General features: G+C 65.7%; 22 protein-coding genes and 1 pseudogene. 13 read left to right on the top strand and 10 right to left on the bottom strand.

Features of this window, described 5'->3' with window-relative positions; genetic code table 11:
* Positions 1–67: 67 nt before the first annotated feature.
* The 3 genes and pseudogenes from FVA74_RS07905 to FVA74_RS07895 form a co-directional block, all read right to left on the bottom strand.
* Entirely contained in the window at positions 68–1,276 is a 1,209-nt protein-coding gene (locus FVA74_RS07905; protein WP_147721503.1) for a restriction endonuclease subunit S, read from the bottom strand.
* Positions 1,273–2,772, bottom strand: a complete 1,500-nt coding sequence (locus FVA74_RS07900; protein ID WP_147721502.1) for a class I SAM-dependent DNA methyltransferase — start codon at positions 2,770–2,772, stop codon at positions 1,273–1,275. Before FVA74_RS07900 ends, FVA74_RS07905 begins: the two co-directional genes overlap by 4 nt.
* Positions 2,773–2,976: 204 nt before the next feature.
* Positions 2,977–4,148, bottom strand: a pseudogene (locus FVA74_RS07895) (IS3 family transposase).
* A 156-nt stretch (positions 4,149–4,304) separates the two neighbouring features.
* Here FVA74_RS07895 and FVA74_RS13595 point away from each other — a divergent pair.
* A complete protein-coding gene (locus FVA74_RS13595; protein ID WP_168220085.1) occupies positions 4,305–4,451 on the top strand; it encodes a hypothetical protein in 147 nt (48 codons plus the stop codon).
* Between the two features lie 335 nt (positions 4,452–4,786).
* On the top strand, positions 4,787–5,170 hold the full coding sequence (locus FVA74_RS07890) for a hypothetical protein (protein ID WP_147721501.1): 384 nt from the start codon (positions 4,787–4,789) through the stop codon (positions 5,168–5,170).
* A 232-nt stretch (positions 5,171–5,402) separates the two neighbouring features.
* On the opposite strand, the gene FVA74_RS07885 is transcribed toward FVA74_RS07890, so the two are convergent.
* The 4 genes from FVA74_RS07885 to FVA74_RS07870 form a co-directional block, all read right to left on the bottom strand.
* The gene (locus FVA74_RS07885) at positions 5,403–6,314 is read right to left on the bottom strand and encodes a hypothetical protein (protein ID WP_187266492.1); all 912 of its coding nucleotides are present in this window, start codon (positions 6,312–6,314) and stop codon (positions 5,403–5,405) included.
* Between the two features lie 74 nt (positions 6,315–6,388).
* The gene (locus tag FVA74_RS07880; protein WP_147721500.1) at positions 6,389–6,709 is read right to left on the bottom strand and encodes a hypothetical protein; all 321 of its coding nucleotides are present in this window, start codon (positions 6,707–6,709) and stop codon (positions 6,389–6,391) included.
* Between the two features lie 75 nt (positions 6,710–6,784).
* Positions 6,785–7,735 (bottom strand): DMT family transporter, encoded by a 951-nt coding sequence (locus tag FVA74_RS07875; RefSeq protein ID WP_168220084.1) that lies wholly within the window; start codon positions 7,733–7,735, stop codon positions 6,785–6,787.
* 5 nt (positions 7,736–7,740) lie between these two features.
* A complete protein-coding gene (locus FVA74_RS07870; protein ID WP_147723127.1) occupies positions 7,741–8,709 on the bottom strand; it encodes an aldo/keto reductase in 969 nt (322 codons plus the stop codon).
* 139 nt (positions 8,710–8,848) lie between these two features.
* Here FVA74_RS07870 and msrA point away from each other — a divergent pair, with 139 nt between their 5' ends.
* The 5 genes from msrA (at position 8,849) to ettA (ending at position 12,525) form a co-directional block, all read left to right on the top strand.
* Positions 8,849–9,376 carry a peptide-methionine (S)-S-oxide reductase MsrA gene (msrA, locus tag FVA74_RS07865; RefSeq protein ID WP_147721498.1) on the top strand — a complete coding sequence of 176 codons (528 nt, stop codon included), beginning with the start codon at positions 8,849–8,851 and terminating at the stop codon, positions 9,374–9,376.
* Between the two features lie 95 nt (positions 9,377–9,471).
* Entirely contained in the window at positions 9,472–9,678 is a 207-nt protein-coding gene (locus tag FVA74_RS07860; protein ID WP_147721497.1) for a methyltransferase, read from the top strand.
* Between the two features lie 97 nt (positions 9,679–9,775).
* On the top strand, positions 9,776–10,273 hold the full coding sequence (locus FVA74_RS07855; protein ID WP_147721496.1) for a single-stranded DNA-binding protein: 498 nt from the start codon (positions 9,776–9,778) through the stop codon (positions 10,271–10,273).
* A gap of 87 nt (positions 10,274–10,360) precedes the next feature.
* Positions 10,361–10,822: a hypothetical protein gene (locus FVA74_RS07850; protein WP_147721495.1), complete on the top strand. Its 462-nt coding sequence runs from the start codon at positions 10,361–10,363 to the stop codon at positions 10,820–10,822.
* A 20-nt stretch (positions 10,823–10,842) separates the two neighbouring features.
* Positions 10,843–12,525, top strand: a complete 1,683-nt coding sequence (gene ettA / locus FVA74_RS07845) for an energy-dependent translational throttle protein EttA (RefSeq protein ID WP_147721494.1) — start codon at positions 10,843–10,845, stop codon at positions 12,523–12,525.
* On the opposite strand, the gene FVA74_RS07840 is transcribed toward ettA, so the two are convergent.
* Positions 12,501–12,887 carry a hypothetical protein gene (locus FVA74_RS07840; protein ID WP_147721493.1) on the bottom strand — a complete coding sequence of 129 codons (387 nt, stop codon included), beginning with the start codon at positions 12,885–12,887 and terminating at the stop codon, positions 12,501–12,503. The two genes, ettA and FVA74_RS07840, sit on opposite strands and share 25 nt — an antisense overlap.
* Before the next feature lie 192 nt (positions 12,888–13,079).
* On the opposite strand from FVA74_RS07840, the gene FVA74_RS07835 reads away from it, so the two are divergent.
* Positions 13,080–13,538 carry a thioesterase family protein gene (locus FVA74_RS07835; RefSeq protein ID WP_240792165.1) on the top strand — a complete coding sequence of 153 codons (459 nt, stop codon included), beginning with the start codon at positions 13,080–13,082 and terminating at the stop codon, positions 13,536–13,538.
* A gap of 3 nt (positions 13,539–13,541) precedes the next feature.
* Here the strand turns inward: FVA74_RS07835 and FVA74_RS07830 are convergent, their stop codons facing one another.
* Complete coding sequence (locus FVA74_RS07830) at positions 13,542–14,423, bottom strand: acyl-CoA thioesterase II (protein WP_147721492.1); 882 nt, start codon at positions 14,421–14,423, stop codon at positions 13,542–13,544.
* 84 nt (positions 14,424–14,507) lie between these two features.
* Here FVA74_RS07830 and FVA74_RS07825 point away from each other — a divergent pair, with 84 nt between their 5' ends.
* From FVA74_RS07825 to FVA74_RS07805, 5 genes are all read left to right on the top strand, one after another.
* Entirely contained in the window at positions 14,508–15,191 is a 684-nt protein-coding gene (locus tag FVA74_RS07825; protein ID WP_147721491.1) for a hypothetical protein, read from the top strand.
* A 113-nt stretch (positions 15,192–15,304) separates the two neighbouring features.
* A complete protein-coding gene (locus FVA74_RS13740) occupies positions 15,305–16,276 on the top strand; it encodes a siderophore ABC transporter substrate-binding protein (protein ID WP_240792164.1) in 972 nt (323 codons plus the stop codon).
* Positions 16,273–17,250 carry an ABC transporter permease gene (locus tag FVA74_RS07815; RefSeq protein WP_240792163.1) on the top strand — a complete coding sequence of 326 codons (978 nt, stop codon included), beginning with the start codon at positions 16,273–16,275 and terminating at the stop codon, positions 17,248–17,250. Before FVA74_RS13740 ends, FVA74_RS07815 begins: the two co-directional genes overlap by 4 nt.
* A complete protein-coding gene (locus FVA74_RS07810) occupies positions 17,243–18,280 on the top strand; it encodes an iron chelate uptake ABC transporter family permease subunit (protein WP_147721490.1) in 1,038 nt (345 codons plus the stop codon). Before FVA74_RS07815 ends, FVA74_RS07810 begins: the two co-directional genes overlap by 8 nt.
* A complete protein-coding gene (locus FVA74_RS07805) occupies positions 18,277–19,068 on the top strand; it encodes an ABC transporter ATP-binding protein (protein WP_147721489.1) in 792 nt (263 codons plus the stop codon). The genes FVA74_RS07810 and FVA74_RS07805 overlap by 4 nt, the downstream gene beginning before the upstream one ends.
* Here the strand turns inward: FVA74_RS07805 and FVA74_RS07800 are convergent, their stop codons facing one another.
* Complete coding sequence (locus FVA74_RS07800) at positions 19,069–20,742, bottom strand: FAD-binding dehydrogenase (protein ID WP_147721488.1); 1,674 nt, start codon at positions 20,740–20,742, stop codon at positions 19,069–19,071.
* Between the last annotated feature and the right edge of the window lie 141 nt (positions 20,743–20,883).

Genomic DNA, 20,883 nt, shown 5'->3' with positions numbered 1-20,883 from the left:
GTGTGTCGATATCCGATGCCCGTCACTCCAACGGCCGTCAGCGAATCACTAAACCGAGCGGCCGCCGCTACAGTTCCCCGCGGAACGCTCGATGCTGCAGGGAGGCGAAGAGTTCGTCGAGGCGGGCGAGGTGTGAACGCATCTCGCCCCTGCTCTCTTCGACACTTCGCACGAGAGAGGTGAATCGCTCTTGTTCAGCGATTGTTGGCATAGTGACGGGGATGGCGGCGAGCGACTTGGTGTTGATGTTGTACTGACCAGCGGAAGTCGTTGCCCCGCTCATGAGCGAGGCCCTCCCGCGGGAGGAAGCGAGATACTTGGCGAGATACGTCGAACTGATACCTGGACGTGGTCGCGCTCTGATCAAGTAGGAGGCGTAGACGAAATCACGCCCGACAAGGCAGTCAGGGAACTCGACAGTTGCCCCCACTATGGCCCGATTGCCGTTTGAGCGCACGATCAACAGGTCACCTGGACGGAGTAGCAACCGCGCCTTCTCCGCGTCCGACAGTTCGACCGACTTGATTTGAGTGAGATCCAGCTCACGCGATGAGACATTGGGAATTCTCAGTACCGGAGCACCAACTGCGCCAGCTTTGACCGATGTGCCATAGCGAAATTCTTGAACCAACTCGCCCAACAGTGCTGTTCCATCGGACTTGGCGACAAGTGAACTCAAGGCCGAATCGAGGAACTCATCGAGGAGGGCGAGGGACCGGCGGCGCTGAGCGCGGAGCTCGTCGACCTGGTCGAGGATCCCCGCGATTCGCCGCTGCTCGGGGAGGGGTGGGAGGGGAATCTCCAGTGCTAGGCATCGCTCGAAGTTCAGGTTGGAGATGTTAGTCGTCTGCTGACCGAAACTTCGAACGGTGCGCTGTACAGATTCCGATGTAAACCACCAAAACAGATATCGGGAATCGAGATTACAGCTGGCGGCTCGCAGGACCGAAATGAATCCGCCTACTGCCATAGGTTCCTGCAGTTCACCGACCCACGAAGCCTTGCCCACCATGTTCCAACTGTTGGCACTTGAAACAACTAGATCGCCAGTCTGAACGAACTGCTCAGCCCTTCTTACGATATGCCTTGGAATTCGAATAACGTCGGACAGATCAAGTTCGCGTTGAACATTCTTCGTTCGGAGACAGATGACACCTGTGCCGTCACCGGAGACATCCGCCGGTTTGAACGTGACGCCGCGAATGAACTTCGCGACGGAGCCCAGACTGACGACGACTGAAGCAGTCTTGGCGGACTCAACGAGCGGCAGGGTCATTTAAGGGTCTCGGCGAGGACGGCCGTGGCATCCGTTATCTTCTGTTCGAGGGCGGAGAGGTCGGCGAGGATTTCTCCGGGGGCGCGGTGCTCGACATGCTCGTGCTCGACCTCTTTGTAGCGGTTGAGGCTGAGGTCGTAGTTGTTGGCGGCAATCTCGTCCTTCGGCACGAGGAACGACTGGGCCGTGCGGGGACGGCCCGCCTCGGGGCTGCCGGGTGCGGAGAGCGACTGCCAACGCGCCAGCACGTCCGGCAGATCGTTGGCGTCGATGGGGGTGCGCTTGTCGTCGAGGGTGAAGCCGTCGGTCTTTATATCGTAGAACCAGACGCTGTTGGTGCCTCCCGAGCTTGTTTTGGTGAAGAAGAGGATCGCTGTAGAGACGCCGGTGTACGGCTTGAACGCACCGCTCGGGAGCTTGATTACCGCGTCGAGCTTGTGGTCTTCGACGAGCATCCGCCGCAGCGATCTGTGGGCGGTTGAGGAGCCGAACAGCACGCCGTCGGGCACGATCACGGCGGCCCGCCCGCCGTTCTTCAGCAGACGCAGCATGAGGGCGAGAAAGAGCAGCTCGGTCTTCTTCGTCTTGACGATCGCCAGCAGGTCTTTGGCTGTCGTGTCGTAGTCGAGGCTTCCCGCAAACGGCGGATTCGCAAGCACCAAGGTGTGCTTGCCCACCGCCTCAGTGTGCTCCTCGGCGAGGGAATCGCGACGCACCATCGTCGCGTTCTCCACCCCGTGCAGCAGCATGTTCATGCTGCCGATGCGGCTCATTGCGGCGTCGGAGTCGAAGCCGGTGAACATGGTGCGGTCGAAGTGCTGCCGCAGTGCCGCATCCGCCCACAATTCAGGGTGGCGCCCGCGCACGTATTCTCCAGCAACCAGCAGGAACCCGGCGGTACCGGCGGCCGGGTCGACGATCACATCCTGCGGGGTAGGAGCTGCCATGTCGACCATGAGCTGGATGATGTGACGAGGGGTGCGGAACTGGCCGTTCTGCCCACTCGTGGCCAGCTTGCTCAGCATGTACTCGTAGACGTCGCCTTTGGTGTCGCGGTCCTGCATCGGGATGTTCTCGAGCAGCTCCACCACCTTTACCAGCAGCGCCGGTGTTGGGATTGTGAAGCGGGCGTCTTTCATATTGACGGCGAAGCTCGACCCGGCCTCGCCCATCCCCTGGATGAAGGGGAAGACATTCTGGCTGACGACCTTGTACATGTCAGCGGCGCCAAAATGCTTGAAGTGGGACCACCTCAGGTCGCTGTACGGGCGGGGCCATCCGCTGGAGTCATCGATCCCGTCGGGGAAAACGGGGTTCTCGATTGACTTGCCGAGAGTGTTCGCCTTGTTCTCGGCGAGGGTGTGCAGCTCGTCGAGGCGCTTGATGAAGAGCAGGTAGGTGATCTGCTCGATCACCTCCATCGGGTTGGCGATGCCACCCGACCAGAATGCATTCCAGACCTTGTCGACTTGGGATTTTAGCTCGCCTGTAACCACGTGTGTTGCTCCCCTTGAAACCGTTGGTGCGGTTGCGCACGCCCTCAGAGTCTCTCAGATTCCCGAAGAGTGTCAGTTTTGGCCGTTGCGTTGTACGCACTTTCTGAGACGTCAGCCGCGGCAGATAGACAGCCGCATCGTGGGCCCCCCGAACCATAGACTCTGACCATTGGGGACTGCTGAAGGTCTTGGTGACTCTTCGGGTTAGGCCGCGAGTGCGGCCGGTGTGGTCATGATGGTCTCGAATTCGATCGGCGTCAAACGGCCCAACGCTCGCTGTTTCCTGCGGCGGTGATAGGTCGCCTCGATCCAGGACACGATCGCCAGGCGGAGCTGCTGGCGAGTTGCCCATCGGTGCTGGTTCAGGAGGTTCTTCTGGAGTAGTGCGAAGAAGGACTCCATCGCGGCGTTGTCTCCGGCGGCACCGACCCGTCCCATCGATCCGGCGAGCCCGGCGGCGCTGAGTTCGTGAACGAAGCGCCGGGAACGAAACTGACTGCCGCGGTCCGAGTGAACGATCGTGCCGACCGGGCGGCGGCGTTGGATCGCCATCCGCAGCGCGTTCACCGCCAGTTGCGAGGTCATGGTGTCATCGATCGAGTAACCCACGATCCGGTTCGAGAACACGTCCTTGATCGCGCACAAATACACCTTTCCCTCGGCGGTCCAGTGCTCGGTGATGTCGGTCAACCACAGCTGGTTCGGTCCGGCCGCGGCGAAGCGGCGACGAACCAAGTCGTCATGGACCGGCGGGCCGGCCTTGCGGTTCTTGCCGCCCTTCTTCTTGGCGAACACGCTCCAGATTCGCTGCTGAGAGCACACCCGCCACACCCGCCGCTCCGAGACTTCAAAGCCGAGGTCGGCCAGCTCGTCGGCGATGAACCGATACCCAAACACCGGATCCTCCCGATGCACATCGATCGCCGCGTTGATCAGCTGGGCCTCATCCCAATCCCGATCCGCCACAGGCCTGCGCAACCATCGATAGAACGGTTGCTTGGCGATCTTCAACACCCGGCACGTCACCGCGACCGGCACCCTGATCGGGGCGCCGGTCGCGGCCAGCTCGCGGACGAGCGGGTAGATCATTTTGGGCTGCGCAGAACCCCTTGCGACAAATACGCCGCCGCCCGACGCAGCACCTCGTTCTCCTGCTCCAGCAAACGGATGCGCTTCTTCGCCTCTCGCAGCTCGGCATGTTCGGTCGAGCTCACCCCGGGCTTGACGCCGTCGTCGACCTCGGCGATCTTGACCCACCGCTGGACACAGGACTCGGAGATCCCGAAGTCCTTCGCGATCTGCGCAAACGACGCCTCACGGCGTCTTGCGATCGCGACGACATCATCGCGGAACTCCTTCGGAAACGCTCTCGGCATGGCAAACATCCTTCCAGAGGCGAGCATCTCGCCCCAGATCAGGAGTCACCTAAACCTTCAGCAGTCCCCTGCATGGAGTCGTATCCACTGCAATGCCCGGCGGTAGAGGTTGTGGGAAGTGGTCTTACGGCAACCAGTGTCGGGCTATCTGCTTGCGTGCTGTTGCTTTTCTACGCCAGCACGAGCCAGACCCCCAAGGTTCGCGTCCCAACCGCCGTTGTGGGGTTCGCGGCTCTCTTCACGGTCATGATCGTGGGTGCGGATGCGTCGCTGGCGCACACCATTGAGGTGCGCTACTACTAGCGGACATTCCGGAATAAGCAGTGCAATCGCCGACTGCAATTCCTATCGAGTCGCCCGCAAACCTGGCATTCCATCGAAGTCAACATTTCCGAACTAGCCCGGCAAGTGACAGCACTTGTCGCTTGCCACGCCGGTTCGGGCACGCATGGACGTTCCACGACCTCTGCCAAGCATTGGACGCTGACCGACGCTGGAATCCGAGGCTTGAACGACGCAAAGGAAGCGGGCCTCGCGAGGTCCTCAGCACGATACTTGCCCACAATCGCGGTGCAGAACTTGCCGGTGCGGCGAGCGCGCCACCCTGACAGGGCGACCCCGGCGAGGTTTGCAGCGACGTGCAGCACCGCCCCGCCAGGTTTCGTGACCGCCGCCATACGTGCGAAGGGCACGTTTCCGACGCAATCAACGACGACATCGTAGGTGCGATTCTGGGGGCCTGGGGAGGTCACTACTCGGGCAGGCTGCCCCTCGGCTACCGGATCGCGTCGGCTGCCTCGATCCTGATCTACGCCTTCCTCATCACTGTCATCCTTGACCGGGCCGAGTTCATCGAGCTGTACCCACCCGGTTGGTCGACCACCGGCGCATGGATCGTGTTCGGCTATCTCGCGTTTGGCGTCCTGCTCAACGTGATCTCCCGATCCGAGCCCGAACGCTACGTCATGACCCCCGTGGCGCTCGTACTTGCGACACTGGCGCTGCTTGTCGCGCTCGCATGATTCGATGGACGCGCACTCGCGGCCACGCGACGCTGAGTCAGGTCGACGGCGGGCGCTGGCTGGCTCGCGTGGGCATGGGGAGTGTGGCTGAGGAGGTGGACTCGGTCGCCGAGGCCGTCGAGCTGTATGCGCAGCGTTACCGTCGCCCACATCCCAATCCGCAGCCCATCGCCCTCGAGAGGCGGATCACGAGGGCGATGGGTTCTGCTGGCATGTGGGCTAGGCCAGCGGCTTAGTAGTCGCGCTCCTCCGGAGCGATGCGCTGACGCACGGTGCCAGCAGACACCGGACCGGGGGCGAGGGGCGACTCGCCGGTGGTGGTGTCTTCGTCGGAGCCGGGCATCTCGGACGAGCGCGGCGTCTCGGCGGCAGCTGTCGGCTGGTCCGCCGGGGCGGCAGCAGCCCAGTCCTGCACCGGCGCGTCGTCTTCTCGGCTCGCAAGTGACTGCGGAAGCGCGTAGCTCGGCGCGGTGAAAGCGCTGGGCGTTGCGTCACCGAACGAGGGGGTGCTCGCGGCGTCGCCGCGTTCCGGCGTCGGGGAGACGGTGGAACTCGCGGCGTTGCTCGCGTTCAAGACCGGCTCGGTCTCGTTCACCTGCTGCTTTGCCCACTCCTTCTGCTTGTTGACGAGGTCCTGGTCGGCCTGACCCGCCTCGTAGGCCCACGTGTCAAGGTCGGCCTTGAACAGCTTCTTGGCGCGTCCCGGCCGCATCTGCCAGTCCACGAGCCGGTTGCGGAACTCGATGAGTGACTGCTCAGCCTGGAAGCTGAACGACACCGAGTTGCGCTTCATCTCCTCGATCTCGTGCGCGGCCCAGTCGGCGACCATGCTGCTGCCGTTGAGGGGGAGGAGTCGCAGGCGAGTGTCGGCGTCGTGCAGCAGGTGCTCGGCGTGCTGCTGCTCCGGGTGAGAGAGCGCATTCCAGCGCGCTGCCCGCCGGGCACCGCTGATGAGCGCGGCCACCGTGGCGATGCGTCGCTCCTGCTCGGCGTGCGCGATCACGCGGCGCGCGCTTCCGCGGCCGATGAGGGCGGCGACGACGCCGGCCACAACGATCGCGAGGAAGGGGATGACAGCCGTCGAGATGACGCGCCACCCATCGTCAGAATTGAGCCAGTCCACGAGATCGTTCCACCATTGCATGGGGCAGATACTATGCGAGTTCGGGGTACATCCCGGGCGTGGTGGGGCGTGTCGTCCGGGGCCGCACGAGATGCTCAGGCGACGCCGAAGCAGGCGAGCGCGTCATCCATGCGCCAGAACTCGCCGAGCGAGATGAAGCGGCGCAGTGAGCTGCTGACGCGCTTTGCCCGGTAGCGCTCGCCCTGCGGATCCTGATAGCGCTCCACATAGCCGAGGACCTCGCCGTCGCTGCGCGTCACGCGCCAGAGTCCGCCCCGCAGGGGGACAAGCGTTGGTCCTGCGGGGCCGGCGCCGCGAGCCGCCCCCGTGGCAGAGTGCTGGGTGGCGGAGTACAGGCGCGGGCGGTCGGGAACAGAGGTCGGTGCGAGCATGATTCTCTCCGGGTCGACGGTCATGAATGCACCGTCGGCCGGCCCCGATCGGTGTGACATGAACGCTATCGACGGCCACCGACATCCGTCGCCCGCACCTCAGGCGATCGCGCGGGTCTCGCTGTCACTCAGCGCGAGGTCGGCGTCGACCACCTTGTCCTTGCGGGCGGTCTGCGCGAGCACGATGCCGATCAGGACGACCGCAGCGCCGAGGATCTGCACCCCTGCGAGCCCTTCACCAAGCCAAAGCCAGGCGAAGATGAAGGCGAAGATGATCTCGGCCGTTGCCACGACCCCCGCCGCGGTCGCGGTCAGGTAGCGCAGGGCGAGCAGCGAGAAGAAGAAGGGCGCGAAGGATCCCAGGAGCATGTTCCATGCGAGGGGGATCCAGAGGGGCAACTCCACGTGGGCGAGGTTGCCCTGCAGCGAGACGGCGTCGGTGAAGAGGGCCGGGTCGAGGTTCCACCACCCGCTGAAGAGCAGCCAGAAGACGGTGGCCGACGACATGGCCCAGAACGCCACGGCCATGGCCGAGGACTTTCCCACCTCACGCTCACCGCCGAGGAAGTAGATCGAGAGCGAGGCAGCCGCGCCCAGGCCGAAAAGCACGCCGACGGGGTCGAGTTCAGCCGTCCACAGTTGCGCCACGACCACGAGCCCGCCCAGCACGCAGGCGATCGCGACCCAGAGACGGGCCTTGACCTGCTCCTTGAAGAACGCCCACGCGATGACCGCGACGATGAGCACGGCCGTGTATTCCAGGAGGAGCGTGATGCCGACGGGCAGACGCTGGATCGCCATGGCGTAGGTCCACTGGAGCATCGCGATGCCGAAGATGCCGAGGAGGACGAGGGCGAGCAGCTGGCGTGGCGTCACGCGGAAGGCGCGCCTGTTGGCGATGAGCAGGTAGATCCCGGCGATGACCGCCGTGCTCGCGACCCTGAAGAGCGTGAGCTGGGCTGGGTCGAGCCCGGAGTCGACGACGATGCGCGTGACGCTCCCGTTCACGCCGAACAGCACCGCGGCGAGGAGCGCGTAGAAGTACCCCACGCCCGTCAGCGGGTGCCGGTGCCGTGCACCGCGTAGGGCTCGATCTCGGCGAGTTCCTCCCCAGTGAGCGCGGGAGCCTCCAGCGCTGCGAGGTTGTCGTCCAGCTGCGCGACGCTGCTGGCACCGATGAGGGCCGAGGTCACCTGCGGATGCCGCAGCACCCACGTGAGCGCCAGCTGCGAGACGCTCTGCCCACGGGCATCCGCCACCTTGGAGATCGCGGCGATCCGCTCGCGGTAGGCCGCGTCGAGGTTCTTCTCCGTCAGCCAGCGGCCCTCGGCGACGCGTGAGTCGGAGGGAATGCCGGCGGCATAGCGGGAGGTCAGGAGTCCCTGGGCGAGGGGAGAGAAGACAATTCCGCCCATGCCGAGTTCCTCCAGCACGCCCAGCAGGCCTTGCTCGGGCGTGCGGTCGAACATGTTGTAGCGCGGCTGGTGGATCACGAGGGGGATGCCGTGGGCTGCGAGGGCGCGATGTGCCGCCCGCGTCTGTTCCGGGTTGTAGTTGGAGATTCCGGCATAGAGCGCGCGGCCGGACTGCACGGCAGTCGCGAGTGCCCCCATGGTCTCCTCGATGGGCGTCTCGGGGTCGGGACGGTGCGAGTAGAAGATGTCGACGTAGTCGAGTCCGAGGCGATCGAGGCTCTGGTCGAGCGAGGCGAGCAGGTACTTGCGCGATCCCCATTCGCCGTAGGGGCCAGGCCACATGTCATAGCCGGCCTTGCTCGAGATGATGAGCTCGTCGCGGTGGCGGGAGAAGTCGCTCTTCAGGATGCGCCCGAAGTTCTCCTCGGCAGAGCCCGCGGGCGGCCCGTAGTTGTTCGCCAGGTCGAAGTGGGTCACGCCGCGGTCGAAGGCTCGTCGCACGATCGCCCGCTGTGTCTCGAGCGGATGATCGTGCCCGAAGTTGTTCCACAGGCCGAGCGAGATCCGGGGCAATTTGAGCCCGCTGCGCCCTGACCGCGCGTAGGGCATCGAGTCGTACCGGTCGGCGGCTGGGGTGTAGGTCTCGGCGTTCACCGCTAAAGGATATGGCCGTCCCACGGGAATGCGGCGCGGATGCTGCCTGTTGTCCCTCGTGTCTCGCAACCGTTGCAGACGTAGGGTGGTGAACATGCAGACTTTCGTACTCGCCGGTGGATGCTTCTGGTGTCTCGATGCGGTTTATCGCACGCTCGAGGGTGTGCACGATGTCGTCTCGGGCTACACGGGCGGACACGTCGAGCAGCCGAGCTATGAGGCCGTGTGCACGGGTGCGACGGGGCACGCAGAGGCCGTTGCGGTGACCTTCGACGAGTCGGTCATTCCGGCCGAGGTCATCCTCGACGTCTTCTTCACGCTTCACGACCCGCGGCAGCTGAACCGCCAGGGCGCGGATGTCGGCACCCAGTACCGCTCCGAGATGTTCTACACGGATGACGCGCAGCGCGAACTCTTCGAGGCCGCCCGCGAACGGGCATCCGAGACCTGGGGCGGGGGCGTTGTCACCGTGATCTCGCCGCTCGGGGTCTTCTTCGAGGCCGAGGAGTACCACCAGGACTTCTTCGCAAAGAACCCGGGCCAGGGCTACTGCATGGCCGTTGCGGTTCCCAAGGTCTCGAAGGTGCGCAAGAGCTTCGCGAGCTACGTGCGCGCCTCCTGAGTCTCCCTGGCGCCGACTGTGTCTGGGAGTGCCCTGAATTCTGGCCTTCCGAGAGCCAGTCGTCGTATCGTCGAGGCACGACGAAAGGAGCACTCGTGAGCGACATCGTTGTCGGCAAGACCTGGGTCGCATTCGGGCCTGCGGGAGCCGTGGGATCCATCCATTCGACTGACCACGGCTACGAGGTGCGGATGCTCTCTGGCGGGTCTACGGGCGTGTATCCCAGCCTCGACGTGGCCAAGAGTGCGCTGCACTCGAACCTGCTGCCGGGCAGTGACTGGCCGGAGTTTCGCGAGCACTAGGAGTCATCTCTGCCTCCACACGGGGGCCGGCTGCGTGCCCTCCACAGTCGTGGAGGTGAGCCTGCTCGTGTGGTCGAGCGCGCCGAAGAATGGCGGCATGACAGACACAATTACCCTGACAGGGCTCGTTGCGACCGAGCCGAAGCATCTCACGACGAGCGAGGGGCTGCCGATCACGAGCTTCCGGCTCGTCTCGACCCAGCGCAGGTATGACCGCGCCGCGCAATCCTGGGTCGACGGAGACACGAACTGGTACACGGTCACGGCATTCCGTCGACTCGCGTCCAACGCCTCCGTGTCGCTCCAGAAAGGCCAGCGGGTGCTCCTGACCGGTCGACTGCGCCTGCGTGATTGGCAGAGTGGTGATCGCAGCGGACTGACCGTTGAGGTCGAGGCCGAGTCGATCGGGCACGACCTCATGTGGGGCACCGCGAGCTTCAGCCGCAATTCTGTCGTTGTCTCGGCGCCAGAGGAGCGAGCGGATGCCCCGGCCGAGACGAGCGACCCGGTCCGCCCCCTCGGCGACAGCGCCTCGGATTGGGCGGCGGCACCCGCGGGAGCACTGCAGGACGCGGGTGCGGAGAAGCCGTTCTGAGCACAGCCTCCCGGCGTCGGCGTGCCCCTAGAATCGGTGGAGCCGGCGCCGGGGGAGCGCCCACCAACCAGACGCAGGGGAGGCAACATGCGAACGCCACGTCGCGGAGTGCTCGCTCTCACTGCAGTTGCCGTCGCTTTTGCGCTTGCGGGCTGCGCGTCTGAAGCGCCAACGCCTTCGCCCTCGCCGCGCCCCACCGCGAGTCCAAGCGTCGAGCCGGCCCCGCCTCCCACGTTCGACCCCGAGGCTGGAGCGAGCGACAACCGCGCGTACTTCGACGAGGTCGTGCGGGGTCACATCGAGGCAGGGGGAGACATGTCGAATGCCACGATCATCTCCCTGTTGACTTCGGCCGGCTGGACCGCCGCGCAACTCGAGGTCACCCCGGATGGCACGCCCCTCGGCAATGCCACGGACGCTCTCTCCTTCGCCGCCCTGATGGGCGAGAAGTGCATCGTCGGCCAGTGGAACGGCGAGTACACGAGCACGGTCGTGCCAGTGCTCTCAAGTGGCACCTGCCTCATCGGCACCCCGCATCGCGTGGGCTGAGCGACAACTAGACTCAAGGCATGGCCGAATACATTTACTCGATGGTCCGCGCCCGCAAGGCGGTTGGCGACAAGGTGATTCTCGACGACGTCACCATGGCTTTCCTCCCCGGGGCCAAGATCGGTGTCGTCGGTCCGAACGGTGCCGGTAAGTCGACGATCCTCAAAATCATGGCGGGGCTCGACACCCCGAGCAACGGCGAGGCTCGACTTACGCCGGGCTTCTCGGTCGGCATCCTCATGCAGGAGCCCGAGCTCGACGAAGACAAGACCGTGCTCGAGAACGTGCAGCAGGGCGTCTCTGAAATCAAGGGCAAGATCGACCGTTTCAATGAGATTTCCCTCGCGATGGGCGAGCCCGACGCTGACTTCGATGCGCTCATGGCCGAGATGGGCACGCTCCAGGAAGCCATCGACGCCGCCGACGCGTGGGACCTCGACTCACAGCTCGAGCAGGCCATGGACGCCCTGCGCTGCCCGCCCGCCGACGAGAAGGTCGGGCACCTCTCCGGCGGTGAGAAGCGCCGCGTCGCACTCTGCAAGCTCCTCCTCGAGAAGCCTGACCTGCTCCTCCTCGACGAGCCCACCAACCACCTCGACGCCGAGAGTGTGCTCTGGCTCGAGCAGCACCTGGCCAAGTACCCAGGCGCCGTCATGGCCGTGACCCACGACCGGTACTTCCTCGACCACGTGGCTGAGTGGATCTGTGAGGTCGACCGCGGTCGCCTCTACCCCTATGAGGGCAACTACTCGACCTACCTGGAGAAGAAGGCAGAGCGCCTCGAGATCCAGGGCAAGAAGGACCAGAAGCTCGCGAAGCGCCTCGCGGGCGAGCTCGAGTGGGTGCGATCCAACGCCAAGGGCCGCCAGGCCAAGTCGAAGGCACGTCTTGCTCGCTACGAGGAGATGGCTGCCGAGGCGGAGCGCACCAGGAAGCTCGACTTCGAGGAGATCGTGATCCCCGTGGGACCACGACTCGGCGACGTCGTGATCGAAGCGAAGAACCTCAAGAAGGGCTTCGGTGACCGCGTCCTCATCGACGGGCTCTCCTTCAGCCTTCCCCGCAACGGCATCGTCGGCATCATCGGACCCAACGGCGTCGGCAAGACGACACTCTTCAAGACGATCGTGGGCCTCGAGCCGCTCGATGGTGGGGATCTCAAGATCGGTGAGACGGTCGACATCTCCTATGTCGACCAGAGCCGTGGCGGCATCGATCCCAACAAGAACCTGTGGGAGGTCGTCTCCGACGGCCAGGACTACATCCAGGTGGGCAAGACCGAGATCCCCTCGCGCGCCTACGTCTCCCAGTTCGGCTTCAAGGGTCCTGACCAGCAGAAGAAGGCGGGCGTGCTCTCCGGTGGTGAGCGCAACAGGCTCAACCTGGCGCTCACGCTCAAGCAGGGCGGAAACCTCCTGCTGCTCGATGAGCCGACCAACGACCTCGACATCGAGACCCTGTCGAGCCTTGAGAACGCGCTCCTCGAGTTCCCCGGTTGCGCCGTGGTCATCACCCACGACCGGTGGTTCCTCGACCGTATCGCCACGCACATCCTGGCCTACGAGGGCACGGAGGAGAACCCGAGCTACTGGCACTGGTTCGAGGGCAACTTCGAATCCTACGAGCAGAACAAGATCGAGCGCCTCGGTCCCGACGCGGCGAAGCCGAGCCGAGCGAGCTACCGCAAGCTCACGCGCGACTGAGCGCCAGTCGCCACCGCGTCCGATTCGAGGGCGGCCTGCCTTCGGGCGGCCGCCCTCGAGCGTTTGGTGAGCACCTGGTCGATCGCAATGCCGATGACAATGGCGATAGCCACGCCGATGGCCATGGCTGCACTCGCCTGCAGCCTTCGGCATGCCCAGCCGACGGCGGAGGCCCCACGGCGGCTCCGCATCCGGCGGAACCTGTCGACGCAGATCCGGCTCCCCATGGCGTGGGTGGTGGCGTCACCGAGCAGGGCCCCGATCGCGGCAGCCGCGGCGACGGCAACGAGGTTCGCGTCCGTTCCTGCGGCGGCCAGGGCGGCCACGGCCACAAGAACGGTTTCACTGGGCACCTGCTCCATGAGTCGAGCCTTGCCGCTGCGCGAGGCTCCGACATCCGGCATCCCCCGGAGTGGACCCTGACTCTGTCGATGGGGAATGCAATAGCCTGATGCGGTCGTGGTGGAGTCGCCCGACGCCCGTGCACCCTCGGCCAAGTCATGCGCCAACTGCGTGCACGACTTGTTTCAGGGATGCTGCCAGGAGGTCCAGTAGTGCGAATCCATGTGCCCGTTCACCTTCGCTGGGGCGACCTCGACGCCTACAACCACGTGAACAATGTCGAGGTGTTCCGCATCCTCGAAGAGGCCCGCGTGAGGGCCTTCTGGGCATCGGATGACTCTCGCGACGAGCCGCTGGACTCCGCAGTCTTCGAGCCCGGCGGCTCCTCGCTGAGCCTCATCTCCGGGCATCGGATCGAGTACATCCGGCCGCTCGCATACCAGCGCGCGCCCGTCGACGTGCAGCTGTGGTTTACCTCGTTGAGCGGGGCACGGGCGACGATTGGCTACGAGCTCTTCGACGGGGCGAGTCCGACCGTGTACGCCCGGGCGTCGAGCACGATGGTGTTCGTCGAGGAGGACGGCTATCGCCCGCGCCGGATGACCCGCGAGGAGAACGCCGCCTGGGCGCCCTACCTCGGCGAGCCGGTGTCATTCAGCGGCCGCGGCTGAGCCTCAGTCGAGGGCCGCCGTGGGCACCCGCACCATGCCCTCTTGCGCCACACTCGCCATGAGTGCGCCGTCGCGCCGGAAGAACCGGCCGAGGGCAAGCCCCCGACCCCCGATCGCGTTGGGTGCCTCCTGCGCATAGAGGATCCACTCGTCGACCCGCCCGAAGCGATGCCACCACATCGCGTGATCGAGGCTCGCCATTTTGAGGCCGGGGGTCATCCAGGAGACGCCGTGGCGTCGCAGGATGGGCTCCAGCAGCGAGTAGTCGCTCGCGTAGGCGAGGGCAGCGCGATGGATCTCGGGATCGTCCGGGAGGGGTGAGGTGGCCTTCATCCACACCGCCTGGTGCGCGACTCGCTCGCCCTCGACCCGCAGGTAGATGGGGGAGGGGACGTGCCGGATGTCGAAGGCGCGGTCCTCCGACCACTGCCGGGCGGCCGGGTGGTCGATGCCCTCAAGCACGGCCGCTGTCGTCGGGAGGCTCTCGGGGTCCGGGATGTTCTCCGGCATCGGCACCTGGTGCTCGAGGCCCGTGTCCTCGGTCTGGAAGGAGCAGATGAGCGACATGATCGGCACACCGTCCTGATAACTCTGCACATTGCGGGCGCTGAAGGAGCGACCGTCGTGGATGCGCGCGACGGAGAAGGTGATGGGCTTGCTCGCGTCGCCCGGCCGCAGGAAGTACCCGTGGAGCGAGTGGATGACGCGGCCCTCGGGGATCGTGCGCATGGCGGCGACCGCCGATTGGGCCAGCACCTGGCCACCGAAGACGCGTCCGCCGTGCATCCACTGGCTCTTGCCCGTGTAGATGTCGTATGAGGTGCGGGCTCCCGTGTCGCTGAGATCGAGAGTCGCGAGGAGTTCCTCGATCGGTGAGTCAGTCATTGAGTGGCGTTCCCTTTTCGCTGCTGCCCGGCATGCCGGTGCTGGCCATGCGGTGCCCAGCCTGTCAAGTAGTTTAGAACCGCGATGAGTAATACTTTCACCCTTGCGGATTCCCTCTCCCTCGATGACTTGCATCTCTACCTGAGCCGCGCGAGTCGCATCGAGGACGGCGCGGTCCGGCTCATTGCGGGCTCGGGTGTGCTTGCCGTGTACACGGGGGTCATCTTTCCCATCGGACTGCTCGATGAGAGCCCGACCGTGCTCGGCCTGCGCACCTTCGCGCTCCACGACGACTCAAGCTTCGACGCCGTCGTTCCCATCCGCTCGCTCGTGGAGCGGCTCGTGCGCCTCCAGGGAGCCGAGCGTGACCGCGAGGCGGCGGTGACGGTTGGAGTTCCCATCCAGGTGAACACGGCGACGTGGGCGGCGATCTCACCGCCCCGTGGGGGCTGGCGCTCGGTCGCTGAGGTCGACGCGACGCATTTGGATGCGACCGCGCGTGGCGGCATCGCGGAGGTGGCCGAGGCGATTCCCACGGGCATGGGGGAGCAGCTCGTGCACAGGGTGCGCTCTGAGGTCTGGGGCCGTGGCATCCCTGGGTTCGAGTACGTGCCAGCTGGTGCCGCATTTGGTGCGTTCTCGCTCGGGTTCCTGGGAGAGCCCGCGGAGGGCCCTGTCGGCGTGTTCGAGACCGGGCCGTGGACGCGGTTGAGCTCTCCGCGCGGGCACGTTCTCGTGCGGCGACGGGGTTGGACCCTGCAGCGCTGAGCCGCGTTTCACGCTGCGGAACACTCCAGTTGGGAACTTAGGTTAGGCAATGCTAACCTTCTGATCGGCGCCCAAGCGGGGCGTCAAATACCCCACTTCCTGGAGAACTCATCGTGCCCAGAATCACCAGTGTCGTTGCCCTCAGTGGCGTTGCCGTGCTCGCAGTCGGACTCCTGAGCGGTTGCGCCTCCGACAGCACGGCAGCGGATGACGCGGCCCCCGCGAAGATGATCACGATCGAGACCAACACGGGCGCCGTTGAGGTTCCCGTGAACCCGGAGCGTGTTGCCGTGCTCGACAACACCGCCTTCGAGACCCTGCTCTCGTGGGGGATCGAGCCTGTTGCCGTGCCAAAGCCCCTGCTTCCGCGGAGCGGCTTCGACGCCTGGAACGACGACGCGGAGATCTTTGATGCGGGCAGCCACCGCGAGCCCAACCTCGAGGCAGTCAGTGAGGCGGAGCCCGAGCTCATTATCGGAGGCCTGCGCTTCCAGGACTTCACCGACGAACTCTCCTCCATCGCGACCGTGATCGACATTGCCCCGTCCGACGAGTCCAAGGACGGCTACGTGGCGGGACTCCGCGCGCAGACCGAGGTCCTCGGGCAGATCTTTGACCGCGAAGACGAAGCAGCAGAGCTCATCGCGGAACTGGATGAGGCCGTCGAGGGCGCTGCCGACCTCACGAACGGCGAGACGGTGTTCCTCGCCAACTCGAGCGGCGGGCGCATCGACAACGGCGCTGGTCGTCTCTCGCGCATCCTCGATGAGATCGACCTCGTCGACGCCTTCGCGAAGCAGGACCTCGACGCCGATTCGGTGCATGCGGACTCGGGCCTCGCCCCCGAGACGGTCGCCGCGGCCAACCCTGACTGGATGATCGTGATGGACCGCGACGCCATTGCGGCGGAGGGCGAGTACACGCCCGCCAAGCAGGTCGTCGAGGCCCAGGAGGCATGGAAGGCGACGACCTTCATGACCGAGGATCAGGTGATCTACCTCGAGCCCGACTTCTACGTGACCGAGGGCATCCAGGCCTACACGACGGTGTACCAGCAGATCGTCGCGGCGTTCAACGCCCGGTGACTTCCCTGACGACGAGGCGCGCCCTCCTCACCGCGACCGCGGTGGGGACGGGCGCCCTTGTCGTGGCCTCACTCCTCGTCGGAGGCTATGACATCTCGGTGGTCGGGCTTGTGACCGATCCCGCGCAGTGGGAGATGTTCCTCATCTCGAGGGTGCCCCGCACCCTCGCACTCATCTTCGCCGCAATCGCGATGAGCATCTCCGGCGTCATCATGCAGATGATCACACAGAACAAGTTCGTCGAACCTACGACTGCCGGCACGGCGCAGTGGTCGGGACTCGGGATGCTGGTCGGTCTCATTCTCTTCCCCTCGGCACCGCCGCTGCTGAAGATGCTCATCGCCTGCGTCTTCGCCTTCATCGGCACGGCGATCTTCCTGGGCGTGCTGCGGCGCCTCGCTTCTCGCTCATCGCTCATCGTGCCGCTCGTCGGCATCATGCTCGGTGCGGTCGTCGGCGCGGGAACCACCTACCTCGCCAACAGCTTCAACCTGCTCCAGGCGCTCACCGCGTGGCGCTCGGGCGGCTTCAGCAACGTCGTCCGCGGGTTCTACGAGCCGCTCTGGGTCGTCGCGATCATCGCGGTGCTCGCGTTCCTCGTCGCAGATCGCCTCACGGTAGCGGGCCTCGGCAAGGACCTCGCGACGAACGCGGGCGTGAACTACGACCGGGTCGTGCTCCTCGGGGTCATGATGGTCGCCGTCGCCACCGGAGTCACGACCGTCGTCGTCGGCTTCATCCCCTTCCTGGGGCTCGTGGTGCCGAACCTCGTCTCGATGCTCATGGGTGATGACCTGCGCAAGAACATGCCTTGGGTCGCCGTGATCGGCACAGGGCTTCTGCTGGCCTGCGACCTCGTGGGCCGCACGGTCGTCTCCCCCATGGAGATTCCCGCCTCCGTCATCATGGGCGCCGTTGGGGCTGCCCTCTTCATCGGCCTCGTGCTGCGCCAGAGGAAGGTGGCGCATGTCTAGTGCCGACGTGAAGGCGGTCGCCGCAGCGGCCGGGGTCAGTCGGGGGATGCGCCTGCGTCGCGGCGCACGCCGCCTGCCTACCCTGTCGCCGAAGGCGAGGCTGCTCCTCGCCGCGGGCATCCTCGTGGTCGCGATCGCCTGTTACCTCCTGCTTTTCATCCGCGGCTCGTTCGCCTTCAGCTTTGACCGCCGATTGACGATGCTCGGCGCGATGACGATCGCCGCCTTCACGCAGGGCGTGGGAACAGTGATCTTCCATACCGTCACGAGCAACCGCATCCTGTCGCCGTCGATCATGGGTTTCGACTCCCTCTACACGCTCATGCAGACGCTCATGGTCTTCTTCTTCGGGGGAGCGGCGCTGGCACAGACGGAGGGCATCCCGAAGCTGCTCGCGCAGACGGCACTCATGGTCGTCTTCGCCACGATCCTCTACCGCTGGCTCTTCTCCGGGCGCTTCGGCAGCCTCTTCCTGCTCCTCCTCGTCGGAGTCGTCTTCGGCATGGCTTTCGACAGCCTGAGCACTTTTGTGCAGCGCCTGCTCGACCCCACCGACTACGACCTGCTCTCGACGAGGCTCTTCGGCCGCATGAGCAACGTCGAGGCGGGATACCTGCCGATCGCGGCCGGCATCTGCGTGCTCGTGGCGCTGTTCCTCTGGCAGCGTCGCCACCGCCTCGACACCCTGCTCTTGGGCAGGGAGACCGCCACGAACCTCGGCATCTCGTACAAGCGCGAGCTCACCCTCATGCTCATCGTCATCGCCCTCCTCGTCGCGCTGTCGACCGCCCTCGTCGGGCCGATGACCTTCTTCGGCTTCGTCGTCGCGATCCTGTCGTACCAGTTCACGGGCACGCACAAGCATGCCTACGTCATGCCGATGGCGTTCCTCGTCGGCCTCACGACGCTGGTCGTGGGCCAGTTCGTGCTGCAGCACATCTTCTACGCCTCAGGGATGCTCAGCGTCATCATCGAGTTCGGCGGCGGCATCCTCTTCCTCATCCTGATCCTGCGAAAGGGAACCCTGTGATCACGATCTCCGACGTCACGAAGTCCTACGGCGACGACACCGTGCTCGGCCCTGTCACGGGACAGATCGAGAAGGGCGGCATCACCTCGCTCGTCGGCCCCAACGGGGCAGGCAAGTCGACCCTCATGACCGTCATCGGTCGCCTCCTCGAGCCGACCACGGGGGCGGTCTCGGTCGGCGGGCTCGACGTGCAGGTGGCCAAGTCTCGCGACCTCGCCAAGATGATGTCGATCCTGCGGCAGGAGAATCACGTCACGGCGAGGCTCACCGTGCGTGAACTCGTCGGGTACGGGCGCTTTCCCCACTCGCAGGGGAGCTTGACGGCTGCCGACCGCGAGCACGTCGACTCCGCGCTCGAGTTCCTGGGGCTCGAGCCACTTGCCGACCGCTTCCTCGACCAGCTCTCCGGCGGGCAGCGCCAGCGCGCCTTCGTCGCCATGGTGCTCGCGCAGGACACCGAGTACGTGCTGCTCGATGAGCCGCTCAACAACCTCGACATGAAGCACGCCGTGCTCATGATGCGCAGGCTTCGCGACGCGGCTGACCAGCTCGGCAAGACGATCGTCATCATTGTCCACGACATCAACATCGCGGCCGCCTACTCCGATCGCATCATCGCGATGCGTGACGGATGCATCCTCCACAGCGGCACGGCGGCAGAGATCATGCGCGACGACATCCTGAGCGAGGTGTTTGACACCCCCATCGAGGTGCACGAACTGGCGGGCCGGCCGATCGCGGTCTTCGACGCGCTGCCCAGCATCGCGCCGACAGTGCAGCCCGCCTGATCAGGCCCCGGCTGCGGCGCGCCCCGCGACACGACCGCTGAACAGGCAGCCGCCGAGGAACGTGCCCTCGAGCGAACGGTAGCCGTGCATGCCGCCGCCGCCGAAGCCGGCTGCCTCCCCAACCGCATACAGCCCCGGCACGGGTGCCCCATCGGTGCCGAGCACGCGGGCCGAGAGGTCGGTCTGCAGGCCGCCCAGGCTCTTGCGGGTCAGCACGTGCATCCTCACGGCGATGAGCGGACCCGCGGCGGGATCGAGGATGCGATGCGGGCTTGCGACACGGATCAGCTTGTCACCCTTGTAATTGCGCGCCTGGCGGAGGGCGGCGACCTGTGAGTCCTTCGTGAACTCGTTGGCCATCTCACGGTCGCGGGCGACGATCTCAGCGCGTGCCCGCTCGGCGTCGAATGGAACCTCCGGCTCGAGCTCGGCCATGCTGCGCAGCAGCTCGTCGAGGTCGTCGGCAACGATGAAGTCGGCGCCGTTGCGCTTGAAGGCCTCGACCGGCCCGGGGGCACCCTTCTTGATGCGCTCGAGCAGCAGCGGCACATCCTTGCCCGTGAGGTCGGGATTCTGCTCGCTGCCCGAGAGCGCGAATTCTTTCTCGATGATCTTCTGCGTCAGCACGAACCAGCTGTGGTCGTGGCCGGTCTTTCGGAGGTACTCGAGGGTGCCTAGCGTGTCGAAGCCTGGAAAGAGCGGGGTTGGCAGGCGCTTGCCCGTCGCATCCAGCCAAACGCTGGAGGGCCCAGGGAGAATACGGATGCCGTGCCTCGCCCAGACGGGATCCCAGTTCTCGATGCCCTCCACGTAATGCCACATGCGGTCGCCGTTCACGAGGCGTCCGCCCGCGCGCTCACTGATGGCGAGCATCCGACCATCGACGTGCGCTGGCACACCGGAGAGCATGCGTTCCGGGGGTGTGCCGAGTCGCGCGGGCCACTGCGCGCGCACCATGTCGTGGTTGCCGCCGATCCCGCCGGAAGCGACGATGACGGATGCCGCACGCGCCTCGAAGTCTCCGGCGACCCCGCGGCCGCTCGCTGCACCCCGCGCCGCCGGATGCGGCGTCAGCACGACGCCGCGAGCCCCCACGACGGCGCCGTCTTCCAAGATGAGTTCGTCGACCCTGTGCCGGAAGGCGAGCGTTGCGCGACCCGTCGCCTGCGCCGCGCGGACTCGGGCGATGAACGGCGCGACGACACCGGGTCCCGTGCCCCAGGTGATGTGGAACCGCGGCACCGAGTTGCCGTGCGTCATGGCGGTGCCGCCACCACGTTCGGCCCAGCCGACCACGGGGAACCAGCGCACCCCCATGCCGTGCAGCCACGCCCGCTTCTCACCCGCCGCGAACTCGAGGTAGGCGTCGGCCCAGCGGCGCGCCCACAGGTCTTCATCGTCTCGATCGAAGCCCGCGCTCGCGTACCAGTCCTGTCGAGCCAATTCCAGGCTGTCGCGCACCCCGAGGCGCCGCTGCTCGGGCGAGTCGACGAGGAAGAGGCCGCCGAACGCCCACCACGCCTGCCCGCCGAGGCTGGCCTCGGGCTCCTGCTCCAGCACGATGACGGACCGTCCCGCCTCGAGGAGTTCGGCCGCGGCAACGAGGCCGGCGAGTCCCGCGCCGATCACGATCGCGTCTGCGGCGAGGTGCGAAGGTGCGTGGGGCTGTGGCATCCGTTGGTCCCTCCGGGGCGATGAGTCGCTCGATTGCGCCCCACGATAGCGTGCGGTGCACTCCGGCGTCGCGTGACGGCACGGGTGCTTGATCGCGGTGCTTGATTTCTGGGCTGCGCATGCGTAGCGTCGCGTTCACCG

It is taken from the genome of Salinibacterium sp. dk2585, assembly GCF_008001035.1.
Lineage (GTDB): Bacteria > Actinomycetota > Actinomycetes > Actinomycetales > Microbacteriaceae > Homoserinimonas.
The sequence above is the reverse complement of the archived record's forward strand: the minus strand, read 5'-3'. Positions and strand labels throughout refer to the sequence as shown.

What these genes read in the sequence shown, in the direction of transcription:
- FVA74_RS07905 (WP_147721503.1), bottom strand. Translation starts at nt 1,276, where the DNA reads ATGACCCTGCCGCTCGTTGAGTCCGCCAAGACTGCTTCAGTCGTCGTC.
- FVA74_RS07885 (WP_187266492.1), bottom strand. Translation starts at nt 6,314, where the DNA reads ATGCAATGGTGGAACGATCTCGTGGACTGGCTCAATTCTGACGATGGG.
- FVA74_RS07880 (WP_147721500.1), bottom strand. Translation starts at nt 6,709, where the DNA reads ATGACCGTCGACCCGGAGAGAATCATGCTCGCACCGACCTCTGTTCCC.
- FVA74_RS07870 (WP_147723127.1), bottom strand. Translation starts at nt 8,709, where the DNA reads ATGCCCTACGCGCGGTCAGGGCGCAGCGGGCTCAAATTGCCCCGGATC.
- msrA (WP_147721498.1), top strand. Translation starts at nt 8,849, where the DNA reads ATGCAGACTTTCGTACTCGCCGGTGGATGCTTCTGGTGTCTCGATGCG.
- FVA74_RS07855 (WP_147721496.1), top strand. Translation starts at nt 9,776, where the DNA reads ATGACAGACACAATTACCCTGACAGGGCTCGTTGCGACCGAGCCGAAG.
- FVA74_RS07850 (WP_147721495.1), top strand. Translation starts at nt 10,361, where the DNA reads ATGCGAACGCCACGTCGCGGAGTGCTCGCTCTCACTGCAGTTGCCGTC.
- ettA (WP_147721494.1), top strand. Translation starts at nt 10,843, where the DNA reads ATGGCCGAATACATTTACTCGATGGTCCGCGCCCGCAAGGCGGTTGGC.
- FVA74_RS07840 (WP_147721493.1), bottom strand. Translation starts at nt 12,887, where the DNA reads ATGGAGCAGGTGCCCAGTGAAACCGTTCTTGTGGCCGTGGCCGCCCTG.
- FVA74_RS07830 (WP_147721492.1), bottom strand. Translation starts at nt 14,423, where the DNA reads ATGACTGACTCACCGATCGAGGAACTCCTCGCGACTCTCGATCTCAGC.
- FVA74_RS07825 (WP_147721491.1), top strand. Translation starts at nt 14,508, where the DNA reads ATGAGTAATACTTTCACCCTTGCGGATTCCCTCTCCCTCGATGACTTG.
- FVA74_RS07810 (WP_147721490.1), top strand. Translation starts at nt 17,243, where the DNA reads ATGTCTAGTGCCGACGTGAAGGCGGTCGCCGCAGCGGCCGGGGTCAGT.
- FVA74_RS07800 (WP_147721488.1), bottom strand. Translation starts at nt 20,742, where the DNA reads ATGCCACAGCCCCACGCACCTTCGCACCTCGCCGCAGACGCGATCGTG.